The 24,177-nt window shown below is 32.4% G+C and carries 32 protein-coding genes and 1 tRNA gene; 20 read left to right on the forward strand and 13 right to left on the reverse strand.

The features are described from left to right. The first annotated feature begins 46 nt into the window (after positions 1-46). Positions 47-1,837 (forward strand): DNA import protein CedB, encoded by a 1,791-nt coding sequence (cedB, locus tag D1866_RS12290; protein WP_152940228.1) that lies wholly within the window; start codon positions 47-49, stop codon positions 1,835-1,837. Here the strand turns inward: cedB and D1866_RS12295 are convergent. Next, the gene (locus tag D1866_RS12295) at positions 1,830-2,249 is read right to left on the reverse strand and encodes a hypothetical protein (protein ID WP_013775684.1); all 420 of its coding nucleotides are present in this window, start codon (positions 2,247-2,249) and stop codon (positions 1,830-1,832) included. The genes cedB and D1866_RS12295 overlap by 8 nt on opposite strands. Before the next feature lie 52 nt (positions 2,250-2,301). On the opposite strand from D1866_RS12295, the gene argC reads away from it, so the two are divergent. From argC to D1866_RS12355, 12 genes are all read left to right on the forward strand, one after another. Then, the gene (gene argC / locus D1866_RS12300) at positions 2,302-3,351 is read left to right on the forward strand and encodes an N-acetyl-gamma-glutamyl-phosphate reductase (protein WP_152940230.1); all 1,050 of its coding nucleotides are present in this window, start codon (positions 2,302-2,304) and stop codon (positions 3,349-3,351) included. A gap of 1 nt (position 3,352) precedes the next feature. Beyond that, the gene (locus D1866_RS12305) at positions 3,353-4,141 is read left to right on the forward strand and encodes a [LysW]-aminoadipate/[LysW]-glutamate kinase (protein WP_152940232.1); all 789 of its coding nucleotides are present in this window, start codon (positions 3,353-3,355) and stop codon (positions 4,139-4,141) included. Continuing rightward, positions 4,138-4,563, forward strand: coding sequence for an HTH-type transcriptional regulator LysM (gene lysM, locus D1866_RS12310; protein WP_013775687.1), 426 nt, complete (start codon positions 4,138-4,140; stop codon positions 4,561-4,563). The genes D1866_RS12305 and lysM overlap by 4 nt, the downstream gene beginning before the upstream one ends. Positions 4,564-4,629: 66 nt before the next feature. Further along, positions 4,630-4,800 carry an alpha-aminoadipate/glutamate carrier protein LysW gene (lysW/argW, locus tag D1866_RS12315; protein WP_048054575.1) on the forward strand — a complete coding sequence of 57 codons (171 nt, stop codon included), beginning with the start codon at positions 4,630-4,632 and terminating at the stop codon, positions 4,798-4,800. Beyond that, entirely contained in the window at positions 4,797-5,648 is an 852-nt protein-coding gene (gene lysX / locus D1866_RS12320; protein WP_155861186.1) for a lysine biosynthesis protein LysX, read from the forward strand. Before lysW/argW ends, lysX begins: the two co-directional genes overlap by 4 nt. Continuing rightward, a complete protein-coding gene (gene lysJ, locus D1866_RS12325) occupies positions 5,645-6,808 on the forward strand; it encodes a [LysW]-aminoadipate semialdehyde/glutamate semialdehyde transaminase (RefSeq protein WP_152940237.1) in 1,164 nt (387 codons plus the stop codon). Before lysX ends, lysJ begins: the two co-directional genes overlap by 4 nt. Beyond that, a complete protein-coding gene (locus D1866_RS12330; RefSeq protein WP_152940239.1) occupies positions 6,756-7,796 on the forward strand; it encodes an N-acetyl-lysine deacetylase in 1,041 nt (346 codons plus the stop codon). The genes lysJ and D1866_RS12330 overlap by 53 nt, the downstream gene beginning before the upstream one ends. After that, entirely contained in the window at positions 7,778-8,551 is a 774-nt protein-coding gene (uppS, locus tag D1866_RS12335; RefSeq protein ID WP_152940241.1) for a polyprenyl diphosphate synthase, read from the forward strand. The genes D1866_RS12330 and uppS overlap by 19 nt, the downstream gene beginning before the upstream one ends. A 41-nt stretch (positions 8,552-8,592) precedes the next feature. Beyond that, positions 8,593-8,979 (forward strand): 30S ribosomal protein S8e, encoded by a 387-nt coding sequence (locus D1866_RS12340; protein ID WP_152940243.1) that lies wholly within the window; start codon positions 8,593-8,595, stop codon positions 8,977-8,979. Then, on the forward strand, positions 8,976-9,251 hold the full coding sequence (locus tag D1866_RS12345; protein WP_152940245.1) for a signal recognition particle subunit SRP19/SEC65 family protein: 276 nt from the start codon (positions 8,976-8,978) through the stop codon (positions 9,249-9,251). Before D1866_RS12340 ends, D1866_RS12345 begins: the two co-directional genes overlap by 4 nt. A 51-nt stretch (positions 9,252-9,302) precedes the next feature. Next, positions 9,303-9,393, forward strand: a tRNA-Lys gene (locus tag D1866_RS12350). Positions 9,394-9,429: 36 nt separating this feature from the next. Then, on the forward strand, positions 9,430-10,755 hold the full coding sequence (locus D1866_RS12355) for a class II fumarate hydratase (RefSeq protein WP_152940247.1): 1,326 nt from the start codon (positions 9,430-9,432) through the stop codon (positions 10,753-10,755). Here D1866_RS12355 and D1866_RS12360 read toward each other — a convergent pair. Then, a complete protein-coding gene (locus D1866_RS12360) occupies positions 10,739-11,536 on the reverse strand; it encodes an MBL fold metallo-hydrolase (protein ID WP_152940250.1) in 798 nt (265 codons plus the stop codon). The genes D1866_RS12355 and D1866_RS12360 overlap by 17 nt on opposite strands. A gap of 41 nt (positions 11,537-11,577) precedes the next feature. Here D1866_RS12360 and D1866_RS12365 point away from each other — a divergent pair, with 41 nt between their 5' ends. Then, the gene (locus tag D1866_RS12365; RefSeq protein ID WP_152940253.1) at positions 11,578-12,273 is read left to right on the forward strand and encodes a DUF3834 domain-containing protein; all 696 of its coding nucleotides are present in this window, start codon (positions 11,578-11,580) and stop codon (positions 12,271-12,273) included. Here D1866_RS12365 and D1866_RS12370 read toward each other — a convergent pair. After that, the gene (locus D1866_RS12370; RefSeq protein ID WP_152940255.1) at positions 12,259-13,089 is read right to left on the reverse strand and encodes a CBS domain-containing protein; all 831 of its coding nucleotides are present in this window, start codon (positions 13,087-13,089) and stop codon (positions 12,259-12,261) included. The two genes, D1866_RS12365 and D1866_RS12370, sit on opposite strands and share 15 nt — an antisense overlap. A 31-nt stretch (positions 13,090-13,120) precedes the next feature. Between D1866_RS12370 and D1866_RS12375 the strand changes: the two genes are divergently transcribed. Beyond that, positions 13,121-13,576, forward strand: a complete 456-nt coding sequence (locus D1866_RS12375; protein WP_170254118.1) for an 8-oxo-dGTP diphosphatase — start codon at positions 13,121-13,123, stop codon at positions 13,574-13,576. Here D1866_RS12375 and D1866_RS12380 read toward each other — a convergent pair. The 4 genes from D1866_RS12380 to D1866_RS12395 are packed head-to-tail and all read right to left on the reverse strand — an operon-like array spanning position 13,559 to position 15,543. Beyond that, entirely contained in the window at positions 13,559-13,807 is a 249-nt protein-coding gene (locus D1866_RS12380) for a hypothetical protein (RefSeq protein ID WP_152940259.1), read from the reverse strand. The two genes, D1866_RS12375 and D1866_RS12380, sit on opposite strands and share 18 nt — an antisense overlap. An 8-nt stretch (positions 13,808-13,815) precedes the next feature. Then, positions 13,816-14,007: a hypothetical protein gene (locus tag D1866_RS12385; RefSeq protein ID WP_152940261.1), complete on the reverse strand. Its 192-nt coding sequence runs from the start codon at positions 14,005-14,007 to the stop codon at positions 13,816-13,818. A gap of 55 nt (positions 14,008-14,062) precedes the next feature. Further along, positions 14,063-15,028 carry an alpha/beta hydrolase-fold protein gene (locus D1866_RS12390; RefSeq protein WP_152940263.1) on the reverse strand — a complete coding sequence of 322 codons (966 nt, stop codon included), beginning with the start codon at positions 15,026-15,028 and terminating at the stop codon, positions 14,063-14,065. Further along, on the reverse strand, positions 15,025-15,543 hold the full coding sequence (locus D1866_RS12395; protein WP_155861188.1) for a DUF429 domain-containing protein: 519 nt from the start codon (positions 15,541-15,543) through the stop codon (positions 15,025-15,027). The genes D1866_RS12390 and D1866_RS12395 overlap by 4 nt, the downstream gene beginning before the upstream one ends. A 26-nt stretch (positions 15,544-15,569) precedes the next feature. Here D1866_RS12395 and tpiA point away from each other — a divergent pair, with 26 nt between their 5' ends. Together tpiA and D1866_RS12405 are read left to right on the forward strand one after the other, a co-directional pair. Further along, positions 15,570-16,268: a triose-phosphate isomerase gene (gene tpiA, locus D1866_RS12400; protein ID WP_152940267.1), complete on the forward strand. Its 699-nt coding sequence runs from the start codon at positions 15,570-15,572 to the stop codon at positions 16,266-16,268. Then, positions 16,255-16,698 (forward strand): alanyl-tRNA editing protein, encoded by a 444-nt coding sequence (locus tag D1866_RS12405; RefSeq protein ID WP_152940269.1) that lies wholly within the window; start codon positions 16,255-16,257, stop codon positions 16,696-16,698. Before tpiA ends, D1866_RS12405 begins: the two co-directional genes overlap by 14 nt. Here the strand turns inward: D1866_RS12405 and D1866_RS12410 are convergent. Genes D1866_RS12410 through purE form a run of 3 tightly spaced genes read right to left on the reverse strand, consistent with a single transcriptional unit; the run spans position 16,681 to position 18,549 of the window. Continuing rightward, complete coding sequence (locus D1866_RS12410; RefSeq protein ID WP_152940272.1) at positions 16,681-17,013, reverse strand: winged helix-turn-helix domain-containing protein; 333 nt, start codon at positions 17,011-17,013, stop codon at positions 16,681-16,683. The genes D1866_RS12405 and D1866_RS12410 overlap by 18 nt on opposite strands. After that, positions 17,010-18,101 carry a 5-(carboxyamino)imidazole ribonucleotide synthase gene (locus D1866_RS12415; protein WP_152940274.1) on the reverse strand — a complete coding sequence of 364 codons (1,092 nt, stop codon included), beginning with the start codon at positions 18,099-18,101 and terminating at the stop codon, positions 17,010-17,012. Before D1866_RS12415 ends, D1866_RS12410 begins: the two co-directional genes overlap by 4 nt. Continuing rightward, the gene (gene purE, locus D1866_RS12420; RefSeq protein WP_013775706.1) at positions 18,073-18,549 is read right to left on the reverse strand and encodes a 5-(carboxyamino)imidazole ribonucleotide mutase; all 477 of its coding nucleotides are present in this window, start codon (positions 18,547-18,549) and stop codon (positions 18,073-18,075) included. The genes D1866_RS12415 and purE overlap by 29 nt, the downstream gene beginning before the upstream one ends. A gap of 53 nt (positions 18,550-18,602) precedes the next feature. Between purE and D1866_RS12425 the strand changes: the two genes are divergently transcribed. Continuing rightward, positions 18,603-19,472, forward strand: coding sequence for an FAD-binding protein (locus tag D1866_RS12425; protein WP_152940276.1), 870 nt, complete (start codon positions 18,603-18,605; stop codon positions 19,470-19,472). An 8-nt stretch (positions 19,473-19,480) separates the two neighbouring features. Beyond that, positions 19,481-20,410: a nucleoside hydrolase gene (locus tag D1866_RS12430; RefSeq protein ID WP_152940278.1), complete on the forward strand. Its 930-nt coding sequence runs from the start codon at positions 19,481-19,483 to the stop codon at positions 20,408-20,410. Here D1866_RS12430 and D1866_RS12435 read toward each other — a convergent pair. The 3 genes from D1866_RS12435 to D1866_RS12445 all read right to left on the reverse strand — a co-directional run bounded on the left by D1866_RS12435 (position 20,407) and on the right by D1866_RS12445 (position 22,052). Further along, positions 20,407-20,685 carry a helix-turn-helix domain-containing protein gene (locus D1866_RS12435; RefSeq protein ID WP_048054582.1) on the reverse strand — a complete coding sequence of 93 codons (279 nt, stop codon included), beginning with the start codon at positions 20,683-20,685 and terminating at the stop codon, positions 20,407-20,409. The two genes, D1866_RS12430 and D1866_RS12435, sit on opposite strands and share 4 nt — an antisense overlap. 72 nt (positions 20,686-20,757) lie before the next feature. Further along, positions 20,758-21,747 (reverse strand): MFS transporter, encoded by a 990-nt coding sequence (locus D1866_RS12440; RefSeq protein WP_152940282.1) that lies wholly within the window; start codon positions 21,745-21,747, stop codon positions 20,758-20,760. After that, positions 21,744-22,052, reverse strand: coding sequence for a hypothetical protein (locus tag D1866_RS12445; protein ID WP_152940284.1), 309 nt, complete (start codon positions 22,050-22,052; stop codon positions 21,744-21,746). Before D1866_RS12445 ends, D1866_RS12440 begins: the two co-directional genes overlap by 4 nt. Positions 22,053-22,210: 158 nt before the next feature. Here D1866_RS12445 and D1866_RS12450 point away from each other — a divergent pair, with 158 nt between their 5' ends. Next, entirely contained in the window at positions 22,211-24,175 is a 1,965-nt protein-coding gene (locus D1866_RS12450) for a protein kinase domain-containing protein (protein ID WP_196773438.1), read from the forward strand. Positions 24,176-24,177 lie beyond the last annotated feature (2 nt).

Genomic DNA, 24,177 nt, shown 5'->3' on the forward strand with positions numbered 1-24,177 from the left:
AGTTTCGGTTTTCTCTCCCTAATATTATTTCTCAATAATTATTTTGATGAATGAGGATAAGTTATCTTTCGTTTTTATCTCGATATTAATTATAGTTCTTACAATAGTTTATAGAAATCCATTACTATTGCTACTATTAGTTATTGTAAGTCTTGTCGCATTTAAACATGGAAAAATTGATATTGGGCCGTTAATTCAAAAGATTCCATTTTTTAACAATTCAATAAATTTATCTAGTATTAAGATAGAGGACGGATATATACAAAAAGGCAATGAATATATAGGAGTACTGTTAATTTATGATATACCTGTAGATTATAAAGATTTAAGTGAAAACAGCTTAAGAAATTCTATAGCCTCATTCTATAAAATCTTACAAGTAGGAGAGCAAGTAGATATATTCTTTAGGAAGAAATATGTAGACAGTATAAAATATAAAGAAGCTTTATTACACAAGGCTCAAAATTTAAGAATTATAATAGATTCTGATCCATCTAATAGTAAGGCAAAAAGGGAACTAGAGATAATTAATTTTCTTTTAGATAGAATATCAGAAGGCGAATATCCATTTAAGTATGAAATATATCTTTTAATACATTCCAAAAATAAAGAGAGGGCTATACAATTAGCAGAAGTTATAAGTAAAGGATTGGAGGGATTAAATATAAGATCCAGGCTAGCGAAGAAAGACGAAATATCAAGTCTTATTTTTTTAAGTGAATGTAAGTGTAATAAAATTTCTATTCCTAGCCAAGTGCCTTTCTTAACTCCATTTTCTGTAGATAAGCTTCCTAAGTTTCAACTTAGAAATGATGGCATTCTTTTAGGTAAGGATATAAATCACGGAATTCCAGTTTTCTGGAACATAGATACTAGTGAGAATCCGCACATGCTAATTATTGGGCCTACTGGTGCAGGAAAAACTGAATTTCTGATTAATACTTCTTTACAGCTATCACTGAATTATTCAGTTCCTATAGTATTTTTTGATACAAAAGGCGATATAAAGCAAAGAATAATAAAGCGAGGCCTAGAAGTGAAAATATTAAATCCATTATATCATGGAATTTCATTACTTAAAGCCAATAATATACCAATACAAGTTAGAGCAATGCAAATAGAAAAAATATTAACAAATTCTTTTGATTTAGATAAGATTCATAGTTCTATAATATTTAAATTGATATATGATACTCTAGAAGATTATTATTCTGGCAAAATTTCCTACTTAAATTGGGATGTAATAGACGAGAAAGCAAAGTCCATGCTAGATGAGATAACTTATCTTTACATTTCAAAAATGATCAAAATTATTAAAAGCTTAGATCATGGAGGCAATCTAGTAGATTATATAATCCATGGACTAAATGTAATAGATATTACGATGATTAAAAGTGAAACTTTGAGAAAGATAGTCATGTATACAGTTATAACTGATATTTATAATAAATTTTCAGCTTCAGTCGATAATGGAACTAAAATAGTTTTAGTGTTGGACGAAGCATGGACCGTACTTAAGAATGAAAAAGTTGACTATCCTTTAGTTGCAGATTTAGTAAAGAGAGGTAGAGGACATGGAATTGCATTACTTATGGCTACTCAAAACATAGAAGACTTAGGAGAAATGTCCTCTGTTTATCTTGATAATATTGGACTCTTGATTTTTATGAACAATGGAGATAAAGAATTTTGGAATAATGTTGTAAGGAGATTTGTTAACATTAATGATGAGGAAATCTATAATAATTTAACGTTTTTAGGTAGAGGAGAAGCTCTAGTGAGATTCTTAGGGGATCCTAGACCGTTATTAATAAAAACCGATGTTATAACTAGCTAGCTCTTTCTAAAATTGTCTGTAGTGCTATCTTTATCTTATTATAACATAAGTCATCATTAACGTTATTTATACTTATTTCCTTTAGGTCATCCTTATCGAAAACAATATTATAATCTATTTTATCATTATTTTTGCTATCTTCAAGTATTTTACTTAATGCATTAATGTAAGCTTTACTTAAAGTTAATTTTCTTCTAACTATTATTTTCATTAAAGGAGGAGTATAGTATACTTCTGCTATTATTTCGCCTTTTCTACTTTTTATGTAATCTATACTCCCTTTACTTCCTTTAACTGGAGAAAATCCAGATTCTAATAAACTTAATAAATACTCATAGTATTCTAGCTCTTTTTTTAAATTGGATATCTTATTTTCAAGGAACTTTCTTAGCTCGTCTGTGTTAGACTCCATTGATTAAAATATATCAACATTATTTATAAGTGGATTCTCCTTTTCTACAATAATGGTAAAAGTTGCAGTAATAGGCGGTTCGGGTTATACTGGTGGTGAATTACTAAGAATATTATCAATGCATAGTAAAGTAGAAATAACCTTAGTTACTTCTAGAGAATATACAGGAAAGCCAATTTCTTTAGTTCATCCTAATTTAAAGGGAATACTCAATATGAATTTTTCTCAATTATCTTTAGATAAAATTGGGGATAAAGCAGATACAGTATTTTTAGCACTTCCTCACAGAGTGTCGTTAAATTATGTGCCTAAATTACTTGAAATGGGTTTACAAGTAATAGATTTAAGTGCAGATTTTAGATTAAAAGATCCAGAAGAATACAAAAAATGGTATGGAATAGAGCATCCATATCCTGATTTACTTAAAAAATCTGTTTATGGTTTACCAGAACTTCACTATGAAGAGTTAAAGGGAGCTAAGCTTATTGCTTCTCCTGGATGCAATGCTACAGCAACTATTTTAGCATTAGCACCAGTAGTTGGTAACGGAATCTCAACCGATTTGAAGTTTATTAGCGATGTAAAAGTTTCTAGTAGTGAAGGAGGAATGAAACCTAAAGAAGGTAGTCATCATCCTGAAAGAGAGAACGCTATTAGACCATATGAACCAGAAGGTCATAGGCACGCTGCGGAAGCTGAACAGGAATTAAGTCTATTAGCGAAGAAACCAGTAAAAGTTAGCATAGTTCCTCACGCTGTAAGCAGCATAAGAGGTGCTCTAGCTTCAGCCCATGCATGGCTTAATGATAATTATGATGATATTGAAATATGGAAAAAGATTGCTGAGTTTTATCATGGCAGAAAGTTTATAAGAATTATTAGGGGTGGACTTCATCCGTATCCTGATCCTAAATACGTAATAGGTAGTAATTTTGCTGACATAGGGTTTGCACAAGAGAAGAGAATTATGAGACTTACTATGTTTGCAGCAATAGATAATTTAGTTAAAGGTGCAGCTGGCCAGGCAGTTCAAAACTTCAATATATCAAGAGGCTTTAATGAAGACGAGGGTCTAAGGACACCACCCTTGAGGCCTGCCTAAAATGATAGTGGTAAAAGCTGGAGGAAGAGTTATAAAAAATGCTTTACAAAATTTAATTGATAGTATTATATCATATAATGGCAAATTAATATTTGTGCACGGCGGAGGAGACATAGTAACTGAGTATTCTAAAAGGATGGGAATTGAACCAATATTTGTTACATCGCCAGAAGGTATAAGAAGTAGGTATACAACTAGGGAAGAATTAGATGTTTATGTAATGGCTATGGCGTTAATAAATAAAAACATTGTAACGGCATTAAATACTAGAGGCAAGTTAGCTGTAGGAATAAGTGGTGCCGACGCCGCAATAGTAAAAGCAAATAGGAAAAAGAGAATAATGATAATCGATGAGAGAGGAAAGAAAAGAATAATAGATGGAGGTTATACTGGTAAAATCTATGAGGTGAATGCAAATTTATTAAATTCCATTTCTAATGTGTTTGATTATATTATATTATCTCCTATTGCTATAGATATTTCTGAAGGTACAATGCTTAATGTAGATGGAGATCAGATGGCTTTTAGCGTTGCTTCTGCTATAAAGGCTGATACATTAGTCATTCTAACTGACGTAAAAGGAGTTCTTCAAAATGGTGCGATAGTTAAAAAAATTTCAAAAGACGAAGCAGAAGAATTCGCTAAAAAAGTTGGAGCAGGAATGAATAGAAAAATATTAATGGCTGCAGAAGCAGTTAAGAACGGCGTTAAAAAAGTTATAATCTCCTCTGGATTAGAAAATGATGCTATTAATAAAGCTCTTAATGGAGAAGGTACGGTGATAGAATGAGTAGTAAAATTGATAATAATGATTTGAAAATCCTTGAAACATTAAAAAAGAATGCTAGAACTCCATATACTTTAATCGCTAAAGATTTAAAGATAAGCGAAGCAGCAGTTAGAAAAAGAATAGAGAAATTAATTAGATTAGGAATAATAAAGAGATTTACTATAGAATATGAACTAGAAAACGAGATAAAAGCAATAGTTATGGTTAAATCAACTCCTCAAATTCCTACGCCAGAAATTTCAAAGAAGATAATTAAGATTTCTGGTGTAGAGACCGTTTACGAAACTACTGGAGATTATGATATAATAACCATAGTTCGAGGAATTAATATAGCAGAGATAAACAAAACAATAGATGAGATTAGAAGTATTCAGGGCGTTATAAGTACTACAAGTACTATTATACTTAGGACATGGTACTAACTTCAAACCGATTATTTTCATATAAACTTTTGAACACTAAACTTGTTATTATTATTTCGACCAAATATGGTAACACTTAAATGCCCAGTTTGTGGAGGCCAAGTTAACGTAGAAGATGACGCATTACCAGGAGAAATAATCGAACATGACTGTGGAGCTCAATTAGAGGTATACAAAGAAAATGGTAAGCTGGCACTAAGATTGGCAGAGCAAGTAGGAGAGGATTGGGGAGAGTGATAGTTGGAGTTACGTATGATTTACTTAGATGGGAAGAGAGAAATATAATCCAAGAGGCTACAAAATTAGGCCATAAAGTAATACCAATATATACTAAAGATTTTTATCATCTATTTTCTGAGGATAACCAATTTCAGAACCTAGATGTAGTTTTACAAAGAAACACTTCTCACCAAAGAGCTTTATCAACGTCTTTAATATTTGAAACTCTAGGTTATAACGTAATAAATGATAGTAGAACGTTAATTAACTGTGAAAATAAGTTAATAACTACAGCAATATTATCTAGACATAATATAAAGGTTCCTAAAACTGCAATAGCATTTTCTAAAGATAAGGCATTGGAAGTGGCAAGTAAACTAGGTTATCCTGCAGTTATAAAGCCTATTGAAGGTAGCTGGGGTAGAATGGTTGCTAAAGCAGTAGATGAAGATACATTAAGGAGCTTTTTAGAATACCAAGATTATACTTCAGTTGGATTTAAGAATGTTTATTATATTCAAGAATTTGTAAGGAAGCCCGACAGGGATATAAGAATTTTTGTGATAGGCGATGAAGCCCCAGTAGGGATATATAGGGTAAATACTAAAAATTGGAGAACAAATACAGCACTAGGAGCAATTGCGGAGCCTCTAAAAATTGACGATGAATTAAAAGATTTAGCATTAAAAGTAAAAGAAGTAATAGGGGGTTTCTTTTTAGGGATTGATATATTTGAAGATAAGGAAAGAGGCTACTTAGTAGACGAAGTTAATGGAGTGCCAGAGTTTAAAAATACGGTTAGAGTAAACCAATTTAACTTGTCTGAATATTTAATCAGGAAAATAGAGGAGTGGATAAGAAAATGAAGCTTATAGAATTTTATGCTACAAGAGACTTAAGGATAGTAAAAGGAGAAAATCAATATGTATGGGATGATAAAGGTAGAAGATATTTAGATTTACATGCAGGTCACGGAGTAGCATTTTTAGGTCACAGAAATAAGATAGTTTTAGAATATTTAGAGAGGCAAATGTCAGAAATAATAACACTTACTACAGCTTTTGATACACCTATAAGAGAAGAAATGCTAAATGAGATGGAAAAAATAAAGCCTGACGACCTAGACAACGTATTCCTATTAAATTCCGGTAGCGAAGCAGTAGAATTGGCATTAAAAACTGCAAGGAAAATAACTGGTAAAAGAAAATTAATGGCTTTTAAAAATTCGTTCCATGGTAGAACTTCTGGTTCACTATCAGTTACATGGAATAAGAGATATAGAGAACCATTTGAACCTTTATTAGAACCAGTAGAATTTCTTGAGTTTAATAGTATAGAAGATTTGAAAAAAATTGACGAAAATACTGCAGCAGTTATAGTAGAGCCCGTTCAAGGAGAAGGAGGAGTTATACCTGCAAAGGAGGATTTTATGAAAGCTTTAAGAGAAACTACACAAGAGAAAGGAGTCCTACTAATTGTTGACGAAGTTCAAACTGGTTTTGGAAGGACAGGAAAAGTGTGGGCTTATCAACATTTTGGCATAAAGCCAGATATAATGACGGCAGGGAAAGCAATCGGTGGAGGATTTCCAGTCAGTGCAGTCTTTATGCCAGATTGGATAGCTGAAAAACTTAGTGAAGGAGATCACGGTACAACTTATGGCGGTAATCCTTTCGCAGCAGCAGCAGTTACTGGAGCAATAAAGGCATTGCTTGCTGACAATGTACCAGAGCAGGCAAGAGTTAAAGGTGAAATATTTATGAAAATGCTTAATGAAGCTTTAGCTGACTTTAAATCTATTAGAGAAGTTAGAGGACTTGGATTAATGATAGGAGTTGACTTAAGGCTTAATCCGGGTAAAGCAATAAAATATCTACAAGATCACGGAGTTTTATCCCTAAAGGCTGGAGTATCAACGATAAGGTTCCTCTCACCTTATATGATAACTCAAGAGGACATGGAGTTGGCAGTAAATGCAACTAGACAAGGAGTTGCTATTACAGAAGGCAAAACAATATCTTCTTGAACTGGCAAGTATATATACTCCGTCAGGAGAAGAAGCTCGCGCTACGAGTTTTTTTGAGAAAGTTTCTAAAGAATTAAATTTAGACTTGAAAATTACTAAAACAAAATCTTTCCTTTTAGGAAAAGGTGATTTATTATTAGCTTCTCACGTAGATACTGTCCCTGGTTTTATAGAACCTAAAGAAGAAGGAGGAACAATATATGGTAGAGGAGTAGTAGACGCTAAAGGTCCCTTAATTTCGATGTTGCTTGCTACTTGGATATTAAATGAGAACGGTTATAAAGTTCAATTCGCTGGACTTTCAGATGAGGAAAATAAAAGTAGTGGCGCAAGAGAACTTGCGAATTCTGGTAACTGGTATAAAGGAATAATAATAGGCGAACCAACAAGTACAACTAAAATAGTTATAGAATATCGCGGAGTTACTCATGTAGATGTCATTTGTAATTATGAATCTCAGCACTCATCTTCTGCAAATTTCAATCCTATCCTAGAAGTATCTAAGAAACTTATAGAAGTTTCTCAATTGCCTACAACTTACGATAAGCCTTCAATAGTGCCTACAATAATAAAAGCCGGCGAATATGTAAATGTAACTCCTTCGACAGTCTACTTACATTTTGATATAAGATATCCTTACGGGTTTAAATTAGACGATATACTGCTAAAATTGAAAGAAGAATTTGCTTCATGTGAAATAAAAATAACTGAGCAAGTTCCTCCTGTTAAGGTTAGTGCTAACGATAAAATAGTAAAATCCTTATATAAGGCATTGCTTCTTCAAAATATTAAACCGGCATTTGTTAGAAAAGCTGGAACTAGTGATATGAACATTCTATCTGCAATTACTAAAAACATAGCTACATATGGCCCTGGAGACTCCAAATTGGAACATACTTCATACGAAAAAATAACTTTGGAAGAAATATTTATAGGAATAATCACTTATACAAAAGCGATAGAAGATCTATGTTACAGCGACTGCTAAAGCCTGTTTATATAATTTATGAGAAATGGCTTTGGAATCAAATTAAGTCTGGACCTATTCCTAGACATGTTGGTATAATACCAGATGGCAATAGAAGGTGGGCCAGGGAAAATAATTCAAGCTTTAATGAGGCATATCTTCAAGGATATAAAAAACTTAAGGAAGTTTTAATTTGGTTAGCAGAGCTTGGAGTGAAAGACGTTACTGTATTTGCATTATCCACAGAGAATTGCGATAAAAGGAGCTCGCAAGAACTTAGTGTAATTTTAAAGTACATAAAAATGGGTATAGACGATCTTTTAACTGAAGATTATATCTACAAATATAAAGTAAAAGTTAGAGCTATAGGTCAGCTTCATAAACTTCCAGAAGATCTTAGGCTATCAATCTCTAGAGTTGTTGAGAAGTCTTCATCATTTAACGAAAGGAGTTTAACCCTTGCAATATGCTATGGCGGTAGGCAGGAAATATTAGATGCTGTTGCAAAGCTTTTAGACGAATATAGAAAGGGTCTAATAAAAGATATAGTATTAAACGAAGAAACTTTTAGAAAATACTTTTATGATAAAGAGTTAGAAGATATAGATCTTGTAATAAGGACCTCTGGCGAGATGAGGATAAGTAATTTCCTTTTATGGCATTTGGCTTATTCTGAATTGTTCTTCTGTGACGCATATTGGCCAGAATTTAGGAAAATAGATTTATGGAGGGCTATTAGGTCATATCAAAGAAGAAAAAGGAATTTTGGAGCTTAACTTTTTATCCTATAATAGTTTTTCTTATAAAGTGATAAGAGATGGGCGTTTATCAAGGTAATGATTTGAGGAAAATAACTGGAGGGCTAAAGGGTAGGCATAGAGATAAAAGAAAATTTGAAATGGGTGAATTGCCCACAGAGACTAAACTTCATACGGAGGATATAAGAGAAAAAGTAAGAGTTATGGGAGGCAATTTTAAAATTAAACTAAAGTATGCTGCTTTTGCTAACGTGTATAATCCGTCTGATCATACCTATAAAAAGGTTAAGATTCTAGAAGTAGAAGAAGTGCCTTCTAATAGAGAATATGCAAGAAGAGGTATAATAGTAAAAGGTGCTAGAATAAGGACAGAAATAGGTGAAGCAATAGTAACCTCAAGGCCTGGGCAAGATGGAGTTATAAATGCAGTATTGGTTCAGAAATGAGCTTAAGAGATTATGAAGGTAATAAAATAGCAATTTGGTTAGCATATTTTACTGCAGATAGTAGAAGAAAGGGGAGAAAAATTAGGAAAGTTAAGATTACCTTAGATGATCTTTTTTCTGCAGCTAAAGCTCTTGGCCTAGAACCTGAGGTTCTAGATAAGGTACATCCTGGGAGCAGAATTAAAGGATTAATAATGGTTAAAAAAGTTAAAGGTAAATATAAATTAATAAAGGATATTTATTCATATTTACAACAGCAAAAGAAACTTTGATATAATGCTTATGCAATAGTTTTATAAACGGCCATAAAATGTTATTTTTGTGGGCCCGTAGCTCAGCCAGGTAGAGCGACGGGCTCTTAACCGCTAGGGAGTAACCCGTAGGTCCCGGGTTCGAATCCCGGCGGGCCCGCCACCATTTTTATAAATTTCTATTTCATATATAGAGATCATGAAATATACCGAAGTTGCTCCTAAACTTTTTATGAACACCGGTACTAGATTTCCGAGGAAAATAATTTGGGCTATGGGTTTAGTTAAATTAGCTTGTGCAAGGGCAAATGCAAAATTAAACCTTTTAGATAAAGATATAGTAAAGGCAATAGAGGACGCTTCAATAGAAGTTATGGAAGGCAAGCATGATGAAAAAGTAATCTTAGACGTTTTTCAGACAGGCTCTGGTACGGGATTGAATATGAATATTAATGAAATTATAGCAGAAAGAGCTTCTGAACTGTCTGGTAAGAAAATACACCCTAACGATCACGTAAATATGTCGCAATCATCTAATGACGTAGTTCCTACAGCTATTAGAATAGCTGCAGTTTCTAATGCAATAGAGAATTTAATACCGTCACTTAGGGATATTCTATCATCGCTTAACGAAAAGAGTAAAGAGTACGATAACGTTATAAAATCGGGAAGGACGCATTTAAGAGACGCTTTACCTATAACATTAGGACAAGAATTATCAGCGTATTATGATGCCTTAAGTCACGATTTAGAACAACTAAATAATGTTATTGAATATGTTAAGGAATTACCCATAGGCGGCACTGCAGTTGGAACAGGGTTAAATGCTCATCCAAAATTTACGGAACTAGTAATTCAAGAAATAAACGAGTTAACATCACTTAATTTTAAGACATCAAATAAATTTAGATCTATGAGGTTTTTAACTGATCTTTTATTACTTAGTGGAGTAATGAGGAATATAGCTATAGAAGTTTATAGAATAGGCCAAGACTTCAGACTAATGTTTTCCGGTCCATTTACTTCAATTGGAGAAATTGATATTCCGACTCAAGAGGAGATTGCTGGAAGTAGCATAATGCCCGGCAAGACAAATCCAGTGACAGTTGAGGCTACATTATTAGTCTCATCTCAAGTGGTAGGTTTAGATCACGCTAATCAAATGGCTTCAATGTTAGGCGAGTTTGAGTTAGCTATGGGGGTTCCATTAATTGGTTATAATATTATATTACAAGAGAACCTTCTATCTGAAGCTTTACGCAAGTTCTCCTCGCTAGTAATAAACGGAATGAAGCCTAATGTAGAAAAGATGAAGAGATATGCCGAAAGCAGCCCGTCATTAATAACAGTTATTTCTCCTATAGTTGGTTATGACAAAGCTTCGCAAATAGGTAAAATGTTAGTTAAAGGAATGTCAATAAGAGAAGCGTTAAGAGAGATGGGGTTTAAAGATGAAGAAATCGATAAAATTTTGGACTTACAACAATTGGTAAAACCAGGGATTCCAGCTAAATCTCAAAAGTAACGCCCTTGCTTTCTACTTTTATATTTTTAGCTATTTCTGATAAGATTGATTTAGCAGTTATTTCATTCAAAAATACTGATGTAGGATTTATTTCGTTTTTACCTCTTTTAATCATGAGTTTAATTACAACTTCCTCTGCAGTCATTGGATTTCCTCTTATCATATCTTTAATTTCCTCCACAAGCTTCTTGTTATAATCGATGTTAAAGTTTAGCATTTCTATCATTTTTTCCTTTTTATATATTGGGCCGTGTGAAATTATGATAAAATCTACTGATTTCACAAGCTCTTTTAATTTATCTAAACTATCTTGTGCAGTCCAAAAATCAATATAAAATGGAAAAACGAAAGATTCCAGGACTTTTTGCCCAAAGAATGCATCTCCGCAATATAACACGTTGTCTATCTTATAAACCACATGCCCTGGTGTGTGTCCGGGGAGTTTTATTTTCTCTACTTCACTATCAGTAAATTCGTCCTTTAGCTCTTCCTTTATAAGATCATAAGTAAAAATACTAGAATTTTTTGCACTAAATCCATAAGTTATCGCCCTTCTCCCTATTATGTTTAAACTCCAATAATCTTCCTTTGGAAGAAATTTTATCTTTGCAGGCTTGAATAAACCAGCAATATGATCCATATGGCCATGAGTTGCTAATTGTACTTCTGCATTAATATTTAGGTCAGAATTTTTACCGCCTTGATCTATTACTACTCTTCCATCATAAATGAGTGTGTTAGGACTACCTGGTATAACTTCTACGTTTTTACTTAATTTCATAAAGTGTTATCTTTTTTTACTTTTTTATCTCTTTTTATCACATGCTAGTTACAGCACCTTTTGCAGGGCCAGTAAGTTTTCCATTGCTGGTGGCTAAAGAATTAGGAGAGGAGCAAATTAATTTAAAAAACTCATGTGAAACCAATGAAATAGGAGATATAGTCCTAGATTCTATAACTAATATTGCTAAATTAAAATTGAAAGGATATAAGATAGTTGCAGGAGTTTACATAGATATGTATAGTATTCTAGGCAATAAGAATTCTACTAGGGTTTATACAATAAGAGCAGGAACGTTAGCAGATATAAATGCTCGCCTTTATGCAAAATATACTAATAAAGAAGTTATAAATACTGATGCTAACTCCGCTGTTAAGAAAGCAGAAGAAGGGAATCTAGCAATAGTTGGGATAGAGGTAAAATTGGGTGAAAAACTTGAGGATGAATTTGACAGATTAGGTTTGAGGGCACCTTCTTGTGTAATTTACTCTAGAGTTGATTCTAGTAATTTGTTAAAAATGTACGAAAAGGGAATACGTATAATTAAGGAAGATCCTAAGAATTCTGCTAAAATAATATCTTCTTTATCTAAATATTATCCTTTAAATGTAATGGAAAACATAATAGGTCATTATAATCATAGATTAACAACAAACTTTTACGAATTAAAGAAATCCATAGAAGTGTATTCGCAAATTGTACCTTCAGTGTCCGATTTACAATTAGGTTTTTCTTAAAAATTGTAAATGTAATTGATAATGTAGTGCTATTAATAAGTCTCTTTCGGTTATTATTCCTTTAGGTCTAGATTCATCATCTAATATTAACAAGGAGCCAATGTTCTTCTCTATTAAAGTAGCAGCTGCTTCATTTATAGATCTATCTTCTTCTATGCTTATTGGCGGGGTGCTCATTATATCAGTGACTTTCTTACTAAAGAAGTAGTCTGGATCTAATTTTTCTACGCTCTTCGAAGCAGCCTTTATACAATCAGCAGCTGTCACTATTCCTATTACCTTTCCTTCGTCATCAACTACAGGTAATCTCCTAAATCCTCTATGTAGCATTTGTCTTGTTGCTTGCACAAGGTCAACATCTTTATTTATTGTAGTTACTTTTTTACTCATGAACATACTAACTGGAAATAGAACCTCAAGATCTTGAAAACTCAAGAGCATTTCTCTTTCTGTTACTATACCAGTTGGTCTACCTAAGTCATCTACAACTGGTAAAGATCCGAAGTTCCTTGTTACCATGATAGTTATTGCCTCCAATATATCATCTTTTTCGTTTACAACCGCAGGATTTGGAGTCATGTATAAAGATGCCTTCATATTACTCATTTTATATAAATCTCCTTGGCTACAACTTTGAGGACAGAAACTAAGGTAAACAGAAAGTAAATCTCTAGTAGAAAGTATTCCTTCTACCTTCTCATTAGCTATTATTACTCGTCCAATGCCTCTCTCATTAATCCTCTTAAAAGCCTGCATTAAGTTATCTTCAATTGAAATTATAGGAGGCCTTAATACCTCTAATGTCTTTACTATCATACAAGAATATTGTAAGAAGAGGTAAAAAAGATTGGAGCTACATACATGTCTTAGTATTATAATTCAATCTGACAAATTATTAATGATAAAAAAGAAGAGGGGATTAGGAGAGGGACTTATAACTTTTCCTGGAGGAAAAGTAGAAGAGAACGAAACTCCTTTAGAATGTGCAATAAGGGAAACAGAAGAGGAAGTTGGCGTAAAAATAATAAATCCGCGAAAAGTAGGTGTTATTACATTTAAGCAAATCAATGGTAACGTTCAAGTAATGCATGTGTATTTAGCTACAGAATTTATAGGCATCTTAAAAGAAAGTGATGAAGCTATACCTATTTGGGTACAGCGTAGTGATTTACCATTTAAGAATATGTGGATTGATGATAGAATATGGTTACCTTTAGTTCTTGAGGGGAAATACGTAAATTGTGTATTTGAATTTACAAATGATTGGAAATTTATGGTTTCATCTTTATGTGAATTTGCATGATTTTGGCTTTCCAAATAATATTTTAAGGACTTTAGACAAGCATAAATCTTGACTTTCTTTACACTCGAAAATTTTTACGCCTTTATTCCGATACTGTTCTATTTTTTCCCTAGTTAACGTCTTAACTATTATTACTTGTAGATTTTCTTCATTTTTATTTTCATCTTCCTCTATTTCTCCATTATCCTTTATTATGTAAGTTTTCCCATTTTCAAAACTTATTCTATACATATCTTCACCTAGAAGAATATTATTGAGACTAGAAAAGATACTATTCCAACGCTTAAAAGTATGCCTCCTAACGCAAATAAGTCCTTTTTATTTATAGTAGAAGGTGCAAATTTTGTTAGTATTATATAGCCTATTCCGAATACACTTGTAACTGAAGCTATAACTAATAGTGTTAATTTGAATAGTAGTAGGATATCCATAGATATATATCAATTTCTATAGATAAAAAAGTTTATAACGATTTTGATAGAATAATCAGCTCATCATAGATAAATATTTTTCTATAAAACTTATTGAAATATCTAGTCTATAAGAGGTGTTCATATGTCCGTCTTCATATTCTTCATAGTAATGCTCTATGCCCATCTTCTTCATCTTATTGTGAAGAATTCTAGCACCATATTGAATGTTATATTCGTCCTTTACTCCTACATCAATAAATACGCCCTTATTCTTTAATTTTTCTCCAAGCTTTTCTATTATTCTTACCGGATCTTTCTCTAACCATTTTTTCCATAAATCTTCTATAATTTCTCCAGAATCCAAATCAAAAGGAAGTAATATTTTTCCTTCTGGACTAGGAGAATAGAATGCTGACATGCCTATTATGTTAAGTACGTTTAAGTCTTCCTTTTTCTTTTTATTTTGTTTTTTCCAAAAATTATTTAGCCATTCTTCTGGGGAAGAGAATTTTCTCAAATATGGTATTACTCTAGGAAACATTGGCAGGTAAACATACTCAAAGTATGCGTCACCAGAATGAGAAGCTATTGCCTTGATTTCATCATATTTCATGCCTAAGACTAGTGCACCATAACCACCGGATGATTTTCCTATCAAGCCTATTTTTCTACTCTTATATTTTTCTTCTAGATATGGTATTAATTCCTTTATCAAAAAATCTTCATAAAAACCTACAGCTTGCGAGTTAATGTATTGATTTCCTCCTACTTTTGTAAACATGTCCGGTAGAACTATAATTGAACCATTAATTTTACCCTCTTTCTTAAGTCTCTCTACTCTACTTAGAATGTCCTCAGATAATGGATCATAATTTAACATTGATAGCGAAGATCCAAGAAATCCACTTAAGTAAATTATTATTGGCTTACCAATAGGATCTTCTGGTTCTATTATACCGATACGTCTAATATAAGGATCTTGCAAAGGATTATCCTTCAAAATTTCGCTTTCGAAACTGATAAAATTTAATCTTATCATTGATTACCTATGTGTGGAAGTGTATAATAACCTTCACTCATTTTAATCGGCTTAGGAAAACCTTTAGGTAATAAGTAAATTGTTCCATCATTAGCAGAAATTTCCAGAGCAAGATGATTATCATAGGCATAAGCTGTAATGGCACAAATTACCGCATCTATCTCGTCTTTCTTTCTTGAGTATTCTTTCCAATTAATTCCCAAATTTTTCATTGATGATGTCGGATGAGTTTCTATAATATTTGGTAATAAACTAGAAAGTTTAATGGCTCTTTTTACCAGACTAACCATAAAAGATGGAGGTAAAACCTTGTAACCATTTCTTATCATCTTTTTATCTACCTCTCTAAATCCTTTAGAGAGAGATAAAGGAGAATCAATACTCGTCACTTTTGCGTCTTTGCAGTAATTAATGATTTCTTCATCAGTAGATAGGAATTTTACTTGTATTCTATTATCTATCATTTTTGCTACTGCAGATTTTCTCTTTACTGCTAAATCAACTCCACAATAAATAAAAATGAGCTGTCCCCTCTAATCTTATGAAAAAGCCAATAATATTAATAAATTTCAAGGCTTACGAGAACTCTTTCGGAAAAAAAGGGGTAGACATTGCAAAAAGGATAGAGAAAGTATCCACAGAGTATTCTACTGAAGTTATTTTATCCGTTCCTGCTACCATGATACCCATTCTTTCTCAGGAGGTATCATTACCTATTTATGCACAACACGTTGATTCTTATCCTTTAGGTGCACATACTGGATCTTTATTACCAGAGATGATAAAAGAAGCTGGAGCAAAAGGAACATTGTTAAATCATAGCGAGAAAAGGATAAGAGCAGATGAAATACATGATGCATTAATCAGATTAAATAGACTAGGCTTGGAATCAGTAGTTTGTGTAGATAGGTATGAGCTTGTAGAGCCAATGGCTCTGTTAAAACCTACAGCTATCTTAATAGAACCGCCAGAATTAATAGGTTCCGGAATTTCTGTATCAAAAGCTAAGCCAGAAGTAATAACTAATGCTGTTAAAGAAATTTCTAAAGTACCTGGAGTATTTATAATAGCTGGGGCAGGAATAAGTAGTGGAGAAGACGTTTATACTGCAGTAAAATTAGGGGCAGATGGAATAGGTGTTGCTAGTGCAGTAATGAAAGCTAAGGAACCGGAAAAGGTAGTAGAAGATTTCATAAAAAGTGGGATAAAGGCAATGGATGAGAAAAATGATAGAAATTAGGACTCATAGTGCTTTACATGTGCTAAAGGGTGCAACAAGAAAAGTTTTAGGCGTTAAGTGGACTGCAAGTACTTATGTTAACGGTCCTCATGGTAGGCTAACTGTTCAATTTGAGAGAAAACCAACCGAAGAGGAAATTAATCGAATATTTGTAGAAGCTCAAAACAAAATAAATGAAGGCTTGCCATTTATTACTGAAAAGCTAAGCAGAGAAGATGCAGAGAAAAAATATGGGGATGAAATTTATGATTTATTTCCAGTGCCTCCAGAAGTAAAAGAGCTTTACATTGTAATAATTCCAGGATGGAACATAAATGCTTGCAATAAACAACATGTTAGTAATACAAAAGAAATTGGAGAAATAAAATTAGATCATTGGAGATATAGGAACACAAAGAAACTGTTAGAATTATCATTTAATGTCATTTAGCTTCTTAGAATATTTCTCAAGCACTGCAGAGACTTCGTTCATTGCCTCTTCATAAATCTTAAGAAGCTGTTGTACTTTATCCGAAATGACTGTTCCACCTGCATTCTTTCCTCCTTTTTTCATTTCTATTCCTCCTATTTCTGATTCAATTTTTCTCACGTATTCCCAAGCAAATTTATATGATAAGTTAAGATTTTCGGCAGCTTTAGAAATAGACCCAGTATTAATTATCTCTTTTAATAATTCAACTCCGCCTTTACCTAACACAGATTTTCCATTATCGTCTTCTATCCAGATTTTAAAATTAAATTTCATAAGTCCAATCCTTGAGGATATATTAGCTTCATAACATTATCAATTTTTTCTTTTACATCCTCCAAATTATCTCCTATAATATTCACGTGACCCATTTTTCTCCTTTTCCTAACTTCGCTTTTCCCATACCAGTATACTTTGCCAAATTTTAATACGTCCTTAGGAACTTCTCCTACACCAAGTATATTTACCATTCCAGAAGGGGAAAGTATTCTTGTTGATCCTAACTCTAAATCTGCTATAGCTCTTATATGTTGTTCAAATTGTGAAGTTTCCGCTCCGTCTAACGTATAATGTCCAGTATTGTGAACCCTTGGTGCAATCTCGTTTATTAAGACTTCGTTACCTCTAACAAAGAATTCAATACCAATTGTACCTATATAATCCAGTTCTCTAGTTAATCTATCCGCGATTTCGATCATTTTATCGTTATAATACGGTCCATAGTTGTAAACTAAAATTCCCTTCTCATTATAATTGAATGTAGGGGTAAAGGCCTTAAACTCCCTTCTGCTCCTAGTAGCTATTATTGAAGCTTCAAAATCAAAATTCACGTATTCCTCTACTACAAATTTACATTTCATATCCTTTATAAATTGATATTTATCTACATCTCCATGTATAAAATACTGTCCTTTTCCGTCATATCCACCTCTTGACTGTTTTAAAACGCCCTCATTGTTAAATTCATCCTTAAGTATTTTCAAAGCTTCTTCTCCATCATTAGCTACATAAAATCTAGGTACGGGAAAACCGTGATCTCTCAAGAATTCTTTTTCCTTATATCTCTCCCTTTTTAACTCTACAGAATTAATCCTAGGATACAATTTCCCTTTTTCTTCAGCGTAATCTAAAGCTTTCTCACTTACATGTTCAAATTCAAAGGTTACTATATCTGATGAGTCTACAAGTTCTTTATATTGATCTTCTGAGAAGCACTTATCCGCAATTTTACATGCTGGCTCATCCTTATTGCCAAGTACATAAAATTCAAATGGAAATTTTCTTCCTTCTAATATTAACATCCAGCCTAGTTGACCTCCGCCTAATATTCCAATCTTAAGCTTGGAGAGAGGTTGATAAGACATCGTTTTTCATATCTTCCATAAATTTATTTAACTTTTCTTCTAAATCTTTATATTTTATCGAAAGTATTCTGATTGCCAATAGTGCTGCATTTTTAGCTCCACCTATTGCTACAGTTGCTACTGGGACTCCGTAAGGCATTTGAACAATTGATAATAGTGAATCTAATCCATTAAGATTTTTAGAAGGAATGGGAACTCCAATTACTGGTAGAGTAGTTAAAGATGCGGTCATTCCAGGCAAGTGTGCAGCTCCTCCTGCGCCAGCTATTATAACTTCAATTCCTCTAGATCTTGCGGTCTTTGCGTATTCAACCATAAACTCTGGAGTTCTATGGGCAGATACAACTTTTACTTCATAACTGACTCCAAATGACTTTAATACATCTACCGCCTCTTTCATGTATTCCCAATCGGATTTACTTCCCATTATTACTCCTACAAGTGGCATAAAATCTTAAGGGGCTTAAGTATTATAAGGTTTTTTAATCAAGAGACTAACTGATGGAAGTATATAACGAGAAGGAATTATATAATTCCATTAAGGACGCTTATTTAAGTGGTAAAAAGGTAATGATTATAGGTTATGGGAAGCATTCAAACCCTAGAAAATCTGATATTTATCTGAAAATTAAAATGGACTACTATAAAATAGAGAAAGAAGGTTATGTCGAGGCTTATGCAGGGGCTTCTGTCGATAAGATAAGGGAGGAAGCGTCAGAGTATGGATTACTATTACCATGCTTGTATGACGGAAGTATCGGCGGACTTTTAGCAAACAATGAGTTTTCTCCTCTATCTACACGTTATGGTAAACCTTACGATTTTACTGAGAAAGTATTTTTTATTACTCTTTTTGGTAAAATTTCATGGAAAATTATTATAGGTAGTAAAGGTAGATTAGGTGCAATATATAAGGCAAGGTTAAAATTATTTCCAAAACCTACTAAGGTTTTTACTTTTGAAAAGTCATTTAATAAAAAAGATGAAACTATAGCTTATGTTAATAAGTTAATGCATTTAAAACCTTTAGCGATGCTTGTTGAATATGATGGAAAATATACTATTCATGCATCTTACGATTTTGATGCCGAAATACATGGATTTTCAAAGGATGAAGGAGTAGCAACTATTGAAGAAAACAATAGTAGGAATGGATATTACGTTAATACTCCTACTATAGAAGACTTTATGAATGCGATAGAAGATACTCAACCTATTTATGCATATACTGTAGTTGGTTCTGGAATTAGTAAATTCTATGTAGCTGATGAAGATGTAATAAAGAAATTAAATTATTTTACACACGACGATCTTCCAAGGGTGTATTGGAAATTAAAAGCAATATTAGACTTTAAGAACATATTTGCATAGTGTTGCACATGACAAGGCATTTTATAATTGATTGTGATACAGCAGAAGATGATATAATGAGCCTTTTTATGCTTTTACGGTACGGAATATCTGTAGAAGGAATAACAATAGTTGAAGGCAACATAAGTTTTGATCAAGAAGTAAATAATGCCTTATGGGCATTAGAATTTATAGGCAAGGAAATTCCAGTTTATCCAGGTAGTCAGAGGCCTCTTGTAAAAAATTATAGAACAGTTGAAAACGTACATGGCAAAGGAGGTATAGGCGATAAAGTTGTTAAACCTAGCAAATTAAAGGCCAGTAACAAGCATGCAGTGGACGCAATAATAGAACTTGCAGATAGATATGCAGGAGAATTAGAATTTTTAGCAATTTCTCCTTTAACTAATTTAGCCTTAGCATATTTAAAAGACAAGAGTTTAGCTGACAAAATAAAGAAAGTATGGATTATGGGCGGTACAATATATGGCAGAGGTAATATTACGCCAGTAGCTGAGTATAATATTTGGGTCGATCCAGATGCTGCTAAAGTAATATTTAATTCTGGCATGGATTTAACAATGGTTGCATGGGATCTTATTACAAATTATACAATTAATGATGAAGAATGGGAGAAAATGAAATCTATGAACACTAAACTTTCCTCATTCTATATAGATATTTATACTCATTACAGAAATTATGCTATGACTAAACAAAAAATGAAAGGCAATCCACATCCAGACTTAATAACCACGGCTATCGCAATAGATAGCTCTGTCGCAACTAAAGTAGAAAAACAGTACGTAGATATAGAAAATTGTGAATGCTTAACTAGGGGAATGACTGTTATTGATTACTTGGGAATTTGGAATAAAGAGCCCAATGTAAATGTAGTTTATGAAATTAATAAGGAGAAATTCATAAGTATGCTCTATAATCTATTATCTTGGTTTTAACAATCAAATCTACTACATAATGTGAATTCCATATCTTCTATTAACTTTTTCATAAATAAGTAATATTTGTAAAGTTCTTCTAGTCCTTCTTCAGTTATTGAAAATATTATATCTCTTCCTATTATTGCTCTCTTCTCTACGTATCCTCTATTCTCTAAACTTTTCATTGCTTTTATTATATTCTTTTTAGGAATCCCAGTGTATTCTGCCAACTCCTTTATACTAAGCTCTCCTTCTGCTAAGTTTGTCAATATTACTAGCTGTGTTATATTCACATGAAATATTTTGTCACAATATAATTTAAGCAGTTAGTATGAAGAGTTAGATAGAAGAGTTTTTTATATTCCTTAATATTTTCCAAAATTTATAATAGTAAGCACAATTAAAGATAAAACAGATGATAAAAATATGGCGTCTCTAGGACTTTGTATAATTGATGCAATTAGATATCCTAAAATCCAACCTATTATCTGCATAGTTACTATAGAGACGTAATTTTTCTTGGATATAGATAATGATAACGGAATTATTGATTCCCATAACCCATAAAATACAGAAAAATAAGGAGAAATTATTATTAAAGACTGTAAAGAAAATAGAATAAGAGAAAGGTTAATTGCCTTTTTACTTGAGATAAAAGAGGAAGTAAAAGCTATTATACTACCTAATAGCTCTGCAAACGTAGCTATAATTCCTATTAATGTGTCACTTAAATTATACATTTCCTTTATAACTAAATAAATAAACTGACTTGATAATGCTACTGGAAGTATAATTAGAGAGATTATTGGGTAAAATTCAATTTTTGGATCTTCGTTTTTGATTTCTTTTTGCGTAATTAACGGTAAAAATGAAAAAATTATGAAAAACGCGGATATAATAAAGAGGTAAGTAAACCCTAGATATTGCGAGATTATTCCTCCTATTGAAGGCATAAATATTGATGGCAATACCGATATTGCCCAAACCTTTGATATTGTGCTTTTACCTTCTGTTTCCATTAATTCATAAAAACCTGGTAATGCTATGTAGAATGAATTATACATTATCATGAAAATATAAAGTGATATAATAGAAGAAGTAAAAGGAAGTAATAAAATTCCTGTTCCGGAAAGACTCATTCCTAAAATTATACTATATTTATCTCCAAATTTCTTGTTAATTTTTCCTCCGAGGTAAGGTAATGGCAAGGAGAATATTAATGTCGTAAGATAGAAAAATCCTAATTCGGAAGGTTTTATATATCTAACTAGAAATATTGAAAGGAAAGGATAATATAGATAAAATCCTATTCCCCAAAGAATCCAACTAATAGCCAATTTTAATAAAAGTTTCATTGCCCATCAAATTTTTCTAGTAATTGATCAACAAGATCCTTTTCTCCATAAATTATCATATCATCACTAGTATCATCATAGTATTTCTTTATTATCTCATAAGCTTTGTCTACTCCGCCGTTCTCAATGTCTAATATAACTCCTCCTTGTAATTTATCATCTTCATAGATAGATATTACACTATCTTTATACATCATAATTCTAAATGCAGAAATTATTTTTCCATCTTCGACTTTTTTATATAAATATACAGTAACTAAAGGCTCTGTTATACTATGTCTCGTGTATTCTAGGTGTTTTAGCATATATTTACAATGTAGTTTTATATCTAAAAATTAGTTGTTCTACTGTAATACTATATAACGCTCTTTCCTCATTATTTAATGCCCTATTTTAACTTAATGAGGAGAAATGTATTATTAAGCCGAAATCTAAAAAGAGTTATACCTAAATCAAATTAATCGTGCAGTTTGTATTTACTGACGGTAATAAAAAGTACATATTTAACGACGGAAAAGTTGAGGAATACTTTGGAAAATTAAAAACTAAGGATAATATAATTGGCTATCTAGCTACGATAGATGGAGATAAAATAAAATTGTCAAAATTCCCCATTTATGATTGTTCTAAAATTATTTTTGAAGGAAAGCTTACTATAAAAGTAGGTAACCTAGGATACTTATTTGAATCAAATGAATCTCTTTGCTTATTTTTAGGCAATATTGCTACTCCCGTAATTAACGGGAATTATTTAATTATAAAAGGTATAGTAATTATTAGTGGAGATAAAAGAAAATTGCTGGATGCAATGGATAATTATGACGTTATACAGTATGTGCTTTCTAAGTATCCTTCAGACGATGAAGTAATTCGACAAGCAATAATAGGCCTTTCGAAACTTGGAAAATGCAGTGAAGCGATTTCGTTATATACGAAATTAGATAAGAAATATCCAGAAGAATCATTAGCAGTAGCGGAATGTTACGAGAAAATAGGGGAAGAACTAGAGGCTCTAAAGATCTATTCGTTTTTCTCAGATGAAAGATATAAAATTCTAGAAGAAAAATTAAGGAAAAAAGTTGATAAAATTATAGAGGAATATGATGCTACAGGAAATGCCAAGATCTTATATAATGCACTTTCAATTTTACCTACATACGATGCACCTGCTTTAAAATTAGGATGGCATTTTATTAAGAAAAATCCAGAAGAATCAATAAAATTCTTTGAGGAAGCTGTGAAGAGAAGTAGGTCTTATCATAACTTACTGATGTTAGCAAACGCATATATAAAATCTGGTAAGTACATGGAGGCACTAAAAATAATTGAAGAAGCAGAAAAAATGCGTAGAACAGCAGGTTCTGCATTCTTAAGAGGATTAGCATTAGAGCACTTGAACGCAAAAAGTGAGGCAGAAAAGGACTTTCTCTATGCATGTAAAGAAGGTATAGTAGAGGCTTGTGAAAAGGTAAAGCCAGGAGTTCTTTATTCTCCTAAAGATTTTTACCCAGAGCAATGGATAGGCTACGTAATATACGGATATGAGGTAAAACAAGTGTTAGGAACTGGGGGAATGGGTTACGTCTTATTGGTTGAAAGGCTAGGTAAAAAATACGCTATGAAAATAATGAAGAAAGAGTATAATTTTGATGAAATGCTAAATGAAGTAGCTAAAATGCAGGAAATCTCAAAGAATTCGAAATACCTTGTAAGAATTTTAGCTAACTTTATTGACGAAAATTGGGTGGATTATTACAGTTCTCCCCCCGCTATTGTAATGGAATACATGGGTGGCGGAGACTTAAGAGATGTGCTAGCAAAGGATGAATATTCAACTTTAAGGCACTCAGTTCTCTGGCCTCAAGTAGTTTCAGTGATATTTTCTAAGTTAGCTAATGCAATAATAACTATACATAAAGAAGGATATATTCATTGCGACATTAAACCTTCTAATATATTATTTACTAGTCTACTTCCTAACTATGGAGAAGAGGCACTAGAGGCTTTAGAAAAAGAGCATGTAATTCCAAAACTTTCTGACTTAGGCAGTGCTGTAAAGATAGGAACTCCAGTAATTCATTATACTCCTTATTATGCTCATCCATTGCAGAGGTTTGGACAAAGAGCTTCAACAGAGATGGATATTTACTCTTTCACGGTCTCACTATATGCCTCTTTAACTAACAATTTCCCATTCCCAGAATGGCTAGAGAGAGAACTGGAAGAAGCAGCAACAAATCCTTCAAAGAGAGAACAAGCATTAAAGGACTTTTACTCTGTAGATCCTAGAATGGATTATGTTCCAGAAGAGTTTAAAGATATTATAATGAGGGGTTTAAGAGGCGAGATAACCATGGAAGAGATAGCAAGAGACTTAAAGGACATAGCCATGACAGAATATAATATTCCAGAAGAAGTATTAATCTAATT

Origin of the sequence: Acidianus ambivalens, from assembly GCF_009729015.1 — an archaeon.
GTDB classification, from domain to species: Archaea; Thermoproteota; Thermoprotei_A; order Sulfolobales; family Sulfolobaceae; genus Acidianus; species Acidianus ambivalens.

Excerpts from the sequence above, each read along its gene's own strand:
- D1866_RS12430 (WP_152940278.1), top strand. The coding sequence starts at position 19,481 with ATGACAAGGCATTTTATAATTGATTGTGATACAGCAGAAGATGATATA.
- D1866_RS12390 (WP_152940263.1), bottom strand. The coding sequence starts at position 15,028 with ATGATAAGATTAAATTTTATCAGTTTCGAAAGCGAAATTTTGAAGGAT.
- lysJ (WP_152940237.1), top strand. The coding sequence starts at position 5,645 with ATGAAGCTTATAGAATTTTATGCTACAAGAGACTTAAGGATAGTAAAA.
- D1866_RS12295 (WP_013775684.1), bottom strand. The coding sequence starts at position 2,249 with ATGGAGTCTAACACAGACGAGCTAAGAAAGTTCCTTGAAAATAAGATA.
- D1866_RS12370 (WP_152940255.1), bottom strand. The coding sequence starts at position 13,089 with ATGATAGTAAAGACATTAGAGGTATTAAGGCCTCCTATAATTTCAATT.
- D1866_RS12425 (WP_152940276.1), top strand. The coding sequence starts at position 18,603 with ATGGAAGTATATAACGAGAAGGAATTATATAATTCCATTAAGGACGCT.
- D1866_RS12380 (WP_152940259.1), bottom strand. The coding sequence starts at position 13,807 with ATGTATAGAATAAGTTTTGAAAATGGGAAAACTTACATAATAAAGGAT.
- tpiA (WP_152940267.1), top strand. The coding sequence starts at position 15,570 with ATGAAAAAGCCAATAATATTAATAAATTTCAAGGCTTACGAGAACTCT.
- argC (WP_152940230.1), top strand. The coding sequence starts at position 2,302 with ATGGTAAAAGTTGCAGTAATAGGCGGTTCGGGTTATACTGGTGGTGAA.
- lysW/argW (WP_048054575.1), top strand. The coding sequence starts at position 4,630 with ATGGTAACACTTAAATGCCCAGTTTGTGGAGGCCAAGTTAACGTAGAA.
- D1866_RS12440 (WP_152940282.1), bottom strand. The coding sequence starts at position 21,747 with ATGAAACTTTTATTAAAATTGGCTATTAGTTGGATTCTTTGGGGAATA.
- D1866_RS12385 (WP_152940261.1), bottom strand. The coding sequence starts at position 14,007 with ATGGATATCCTACTACTATTCAAATTAACACTATTAGTTATAGCTTCA.
- D1866_RS12365 (WP_152940253.1), top strand. The coding sequence starts at position 11,578 with ATGCTAGTTACAGCACCTTTTGCAGGGCCAGTAAGTTTTCCATTGCTG.
- D1866_RS12305 (WP_152940232.1), top strand. The coding sequence starts at position 3,353 with ATGATAGTGGTAAAAGCTGGAGGAAGAGTTATAAAAAATGCTTTACAA.
- D1866_RS12340 (WP_152940243.1), top strand. The coding sequence starts at position 8,593 with ATGGGCGTTTATCAAGGTAATGATTTGAGGAAAATAACTGGAGGGCTA.
- D1866_RS12330 (WP_152940239.1), top strand. The coding sequence starts at position 6,756 with ATGCAACTAGACAAGGAGTTGCTATTACAGAAGGCAAAACAATATCTT.
- D1866_RS12355 (WP_152940247.1), top strand. The coding sequence starts at position 9,430 with ATGAAATATACCGAAGTTGCTCCTAAACTTTTTATGAACACCGGTACT.
- D1866_RS12405 (WP_152940269.1), top strand. The coding sequence starts at position 16,255 with ATGATAGAAATTAGGACTCATAGTGCTTTACATGTGCTAAAGGGTGCA.
- purE (WP_013775706.1), bottom strand. The coding sequence starts at position 18,549 with ATGCCACTTGTAGGAGTAATAATGGGAAGTAAATCCGATTGGGAATAC.
- D1866_RS12360 (WP_152940250.1), bottom strand. The coding sequence starts at position 11,536 with ATGAAATTAAGTAAAAACGTAGAAGTTATACCAGGTAGTCCTAACACA.
- uppS (WP_152940241.1), top strand. The coding sequence starts at position 7,778 with ATGTTACAGCGACTGCTAAAGCCTGTTTATATAATTTATGAGAAATGG.
- cedB (WP_152940228.1), top strand. The coding sequence starts at position 47 with ATGAATGAGGATAAGTTATCTTTCGTTTTTATCTCGATATTAATTATA.
- D1866_RS12445 (WP_152940284.1), bottom strand. The coding sequence starts at position 22,052 with ATGCTAAAACACCTAGAATACACGAGACATAGTATAACAGAGCCTTTA.
- lysM (WP_013775687.1), top strand. The coding sequence starts at position 4,138 with ATGAGTAGTAAAATTGATAATAATGATTTGAAAATCCTTGAAACATTA.
- D1866_RS12410 (WP_152940272.1), bottom strand. The coding sequence starts at position 17,013 with ATGAAATTTAATTTTAAAATCTGGATAGAAGACGATAATGGAAAATCT.
- D1866_RS12415 (WP_152940274.1), bottom strand. The coding sequence starts at position 18,101 with ATGTCTTATCAACCTCTCTCCAAGCTTAAGATTGGAATATTAGGCGGA.
- D1866_RS12345 (WP_152940245.1), top strand. The coding sequence starts at position 8,976 with ATGAGCTTAAGAGATTATGAAGGTAATAAAATAGCAATTTGGTTAGCA.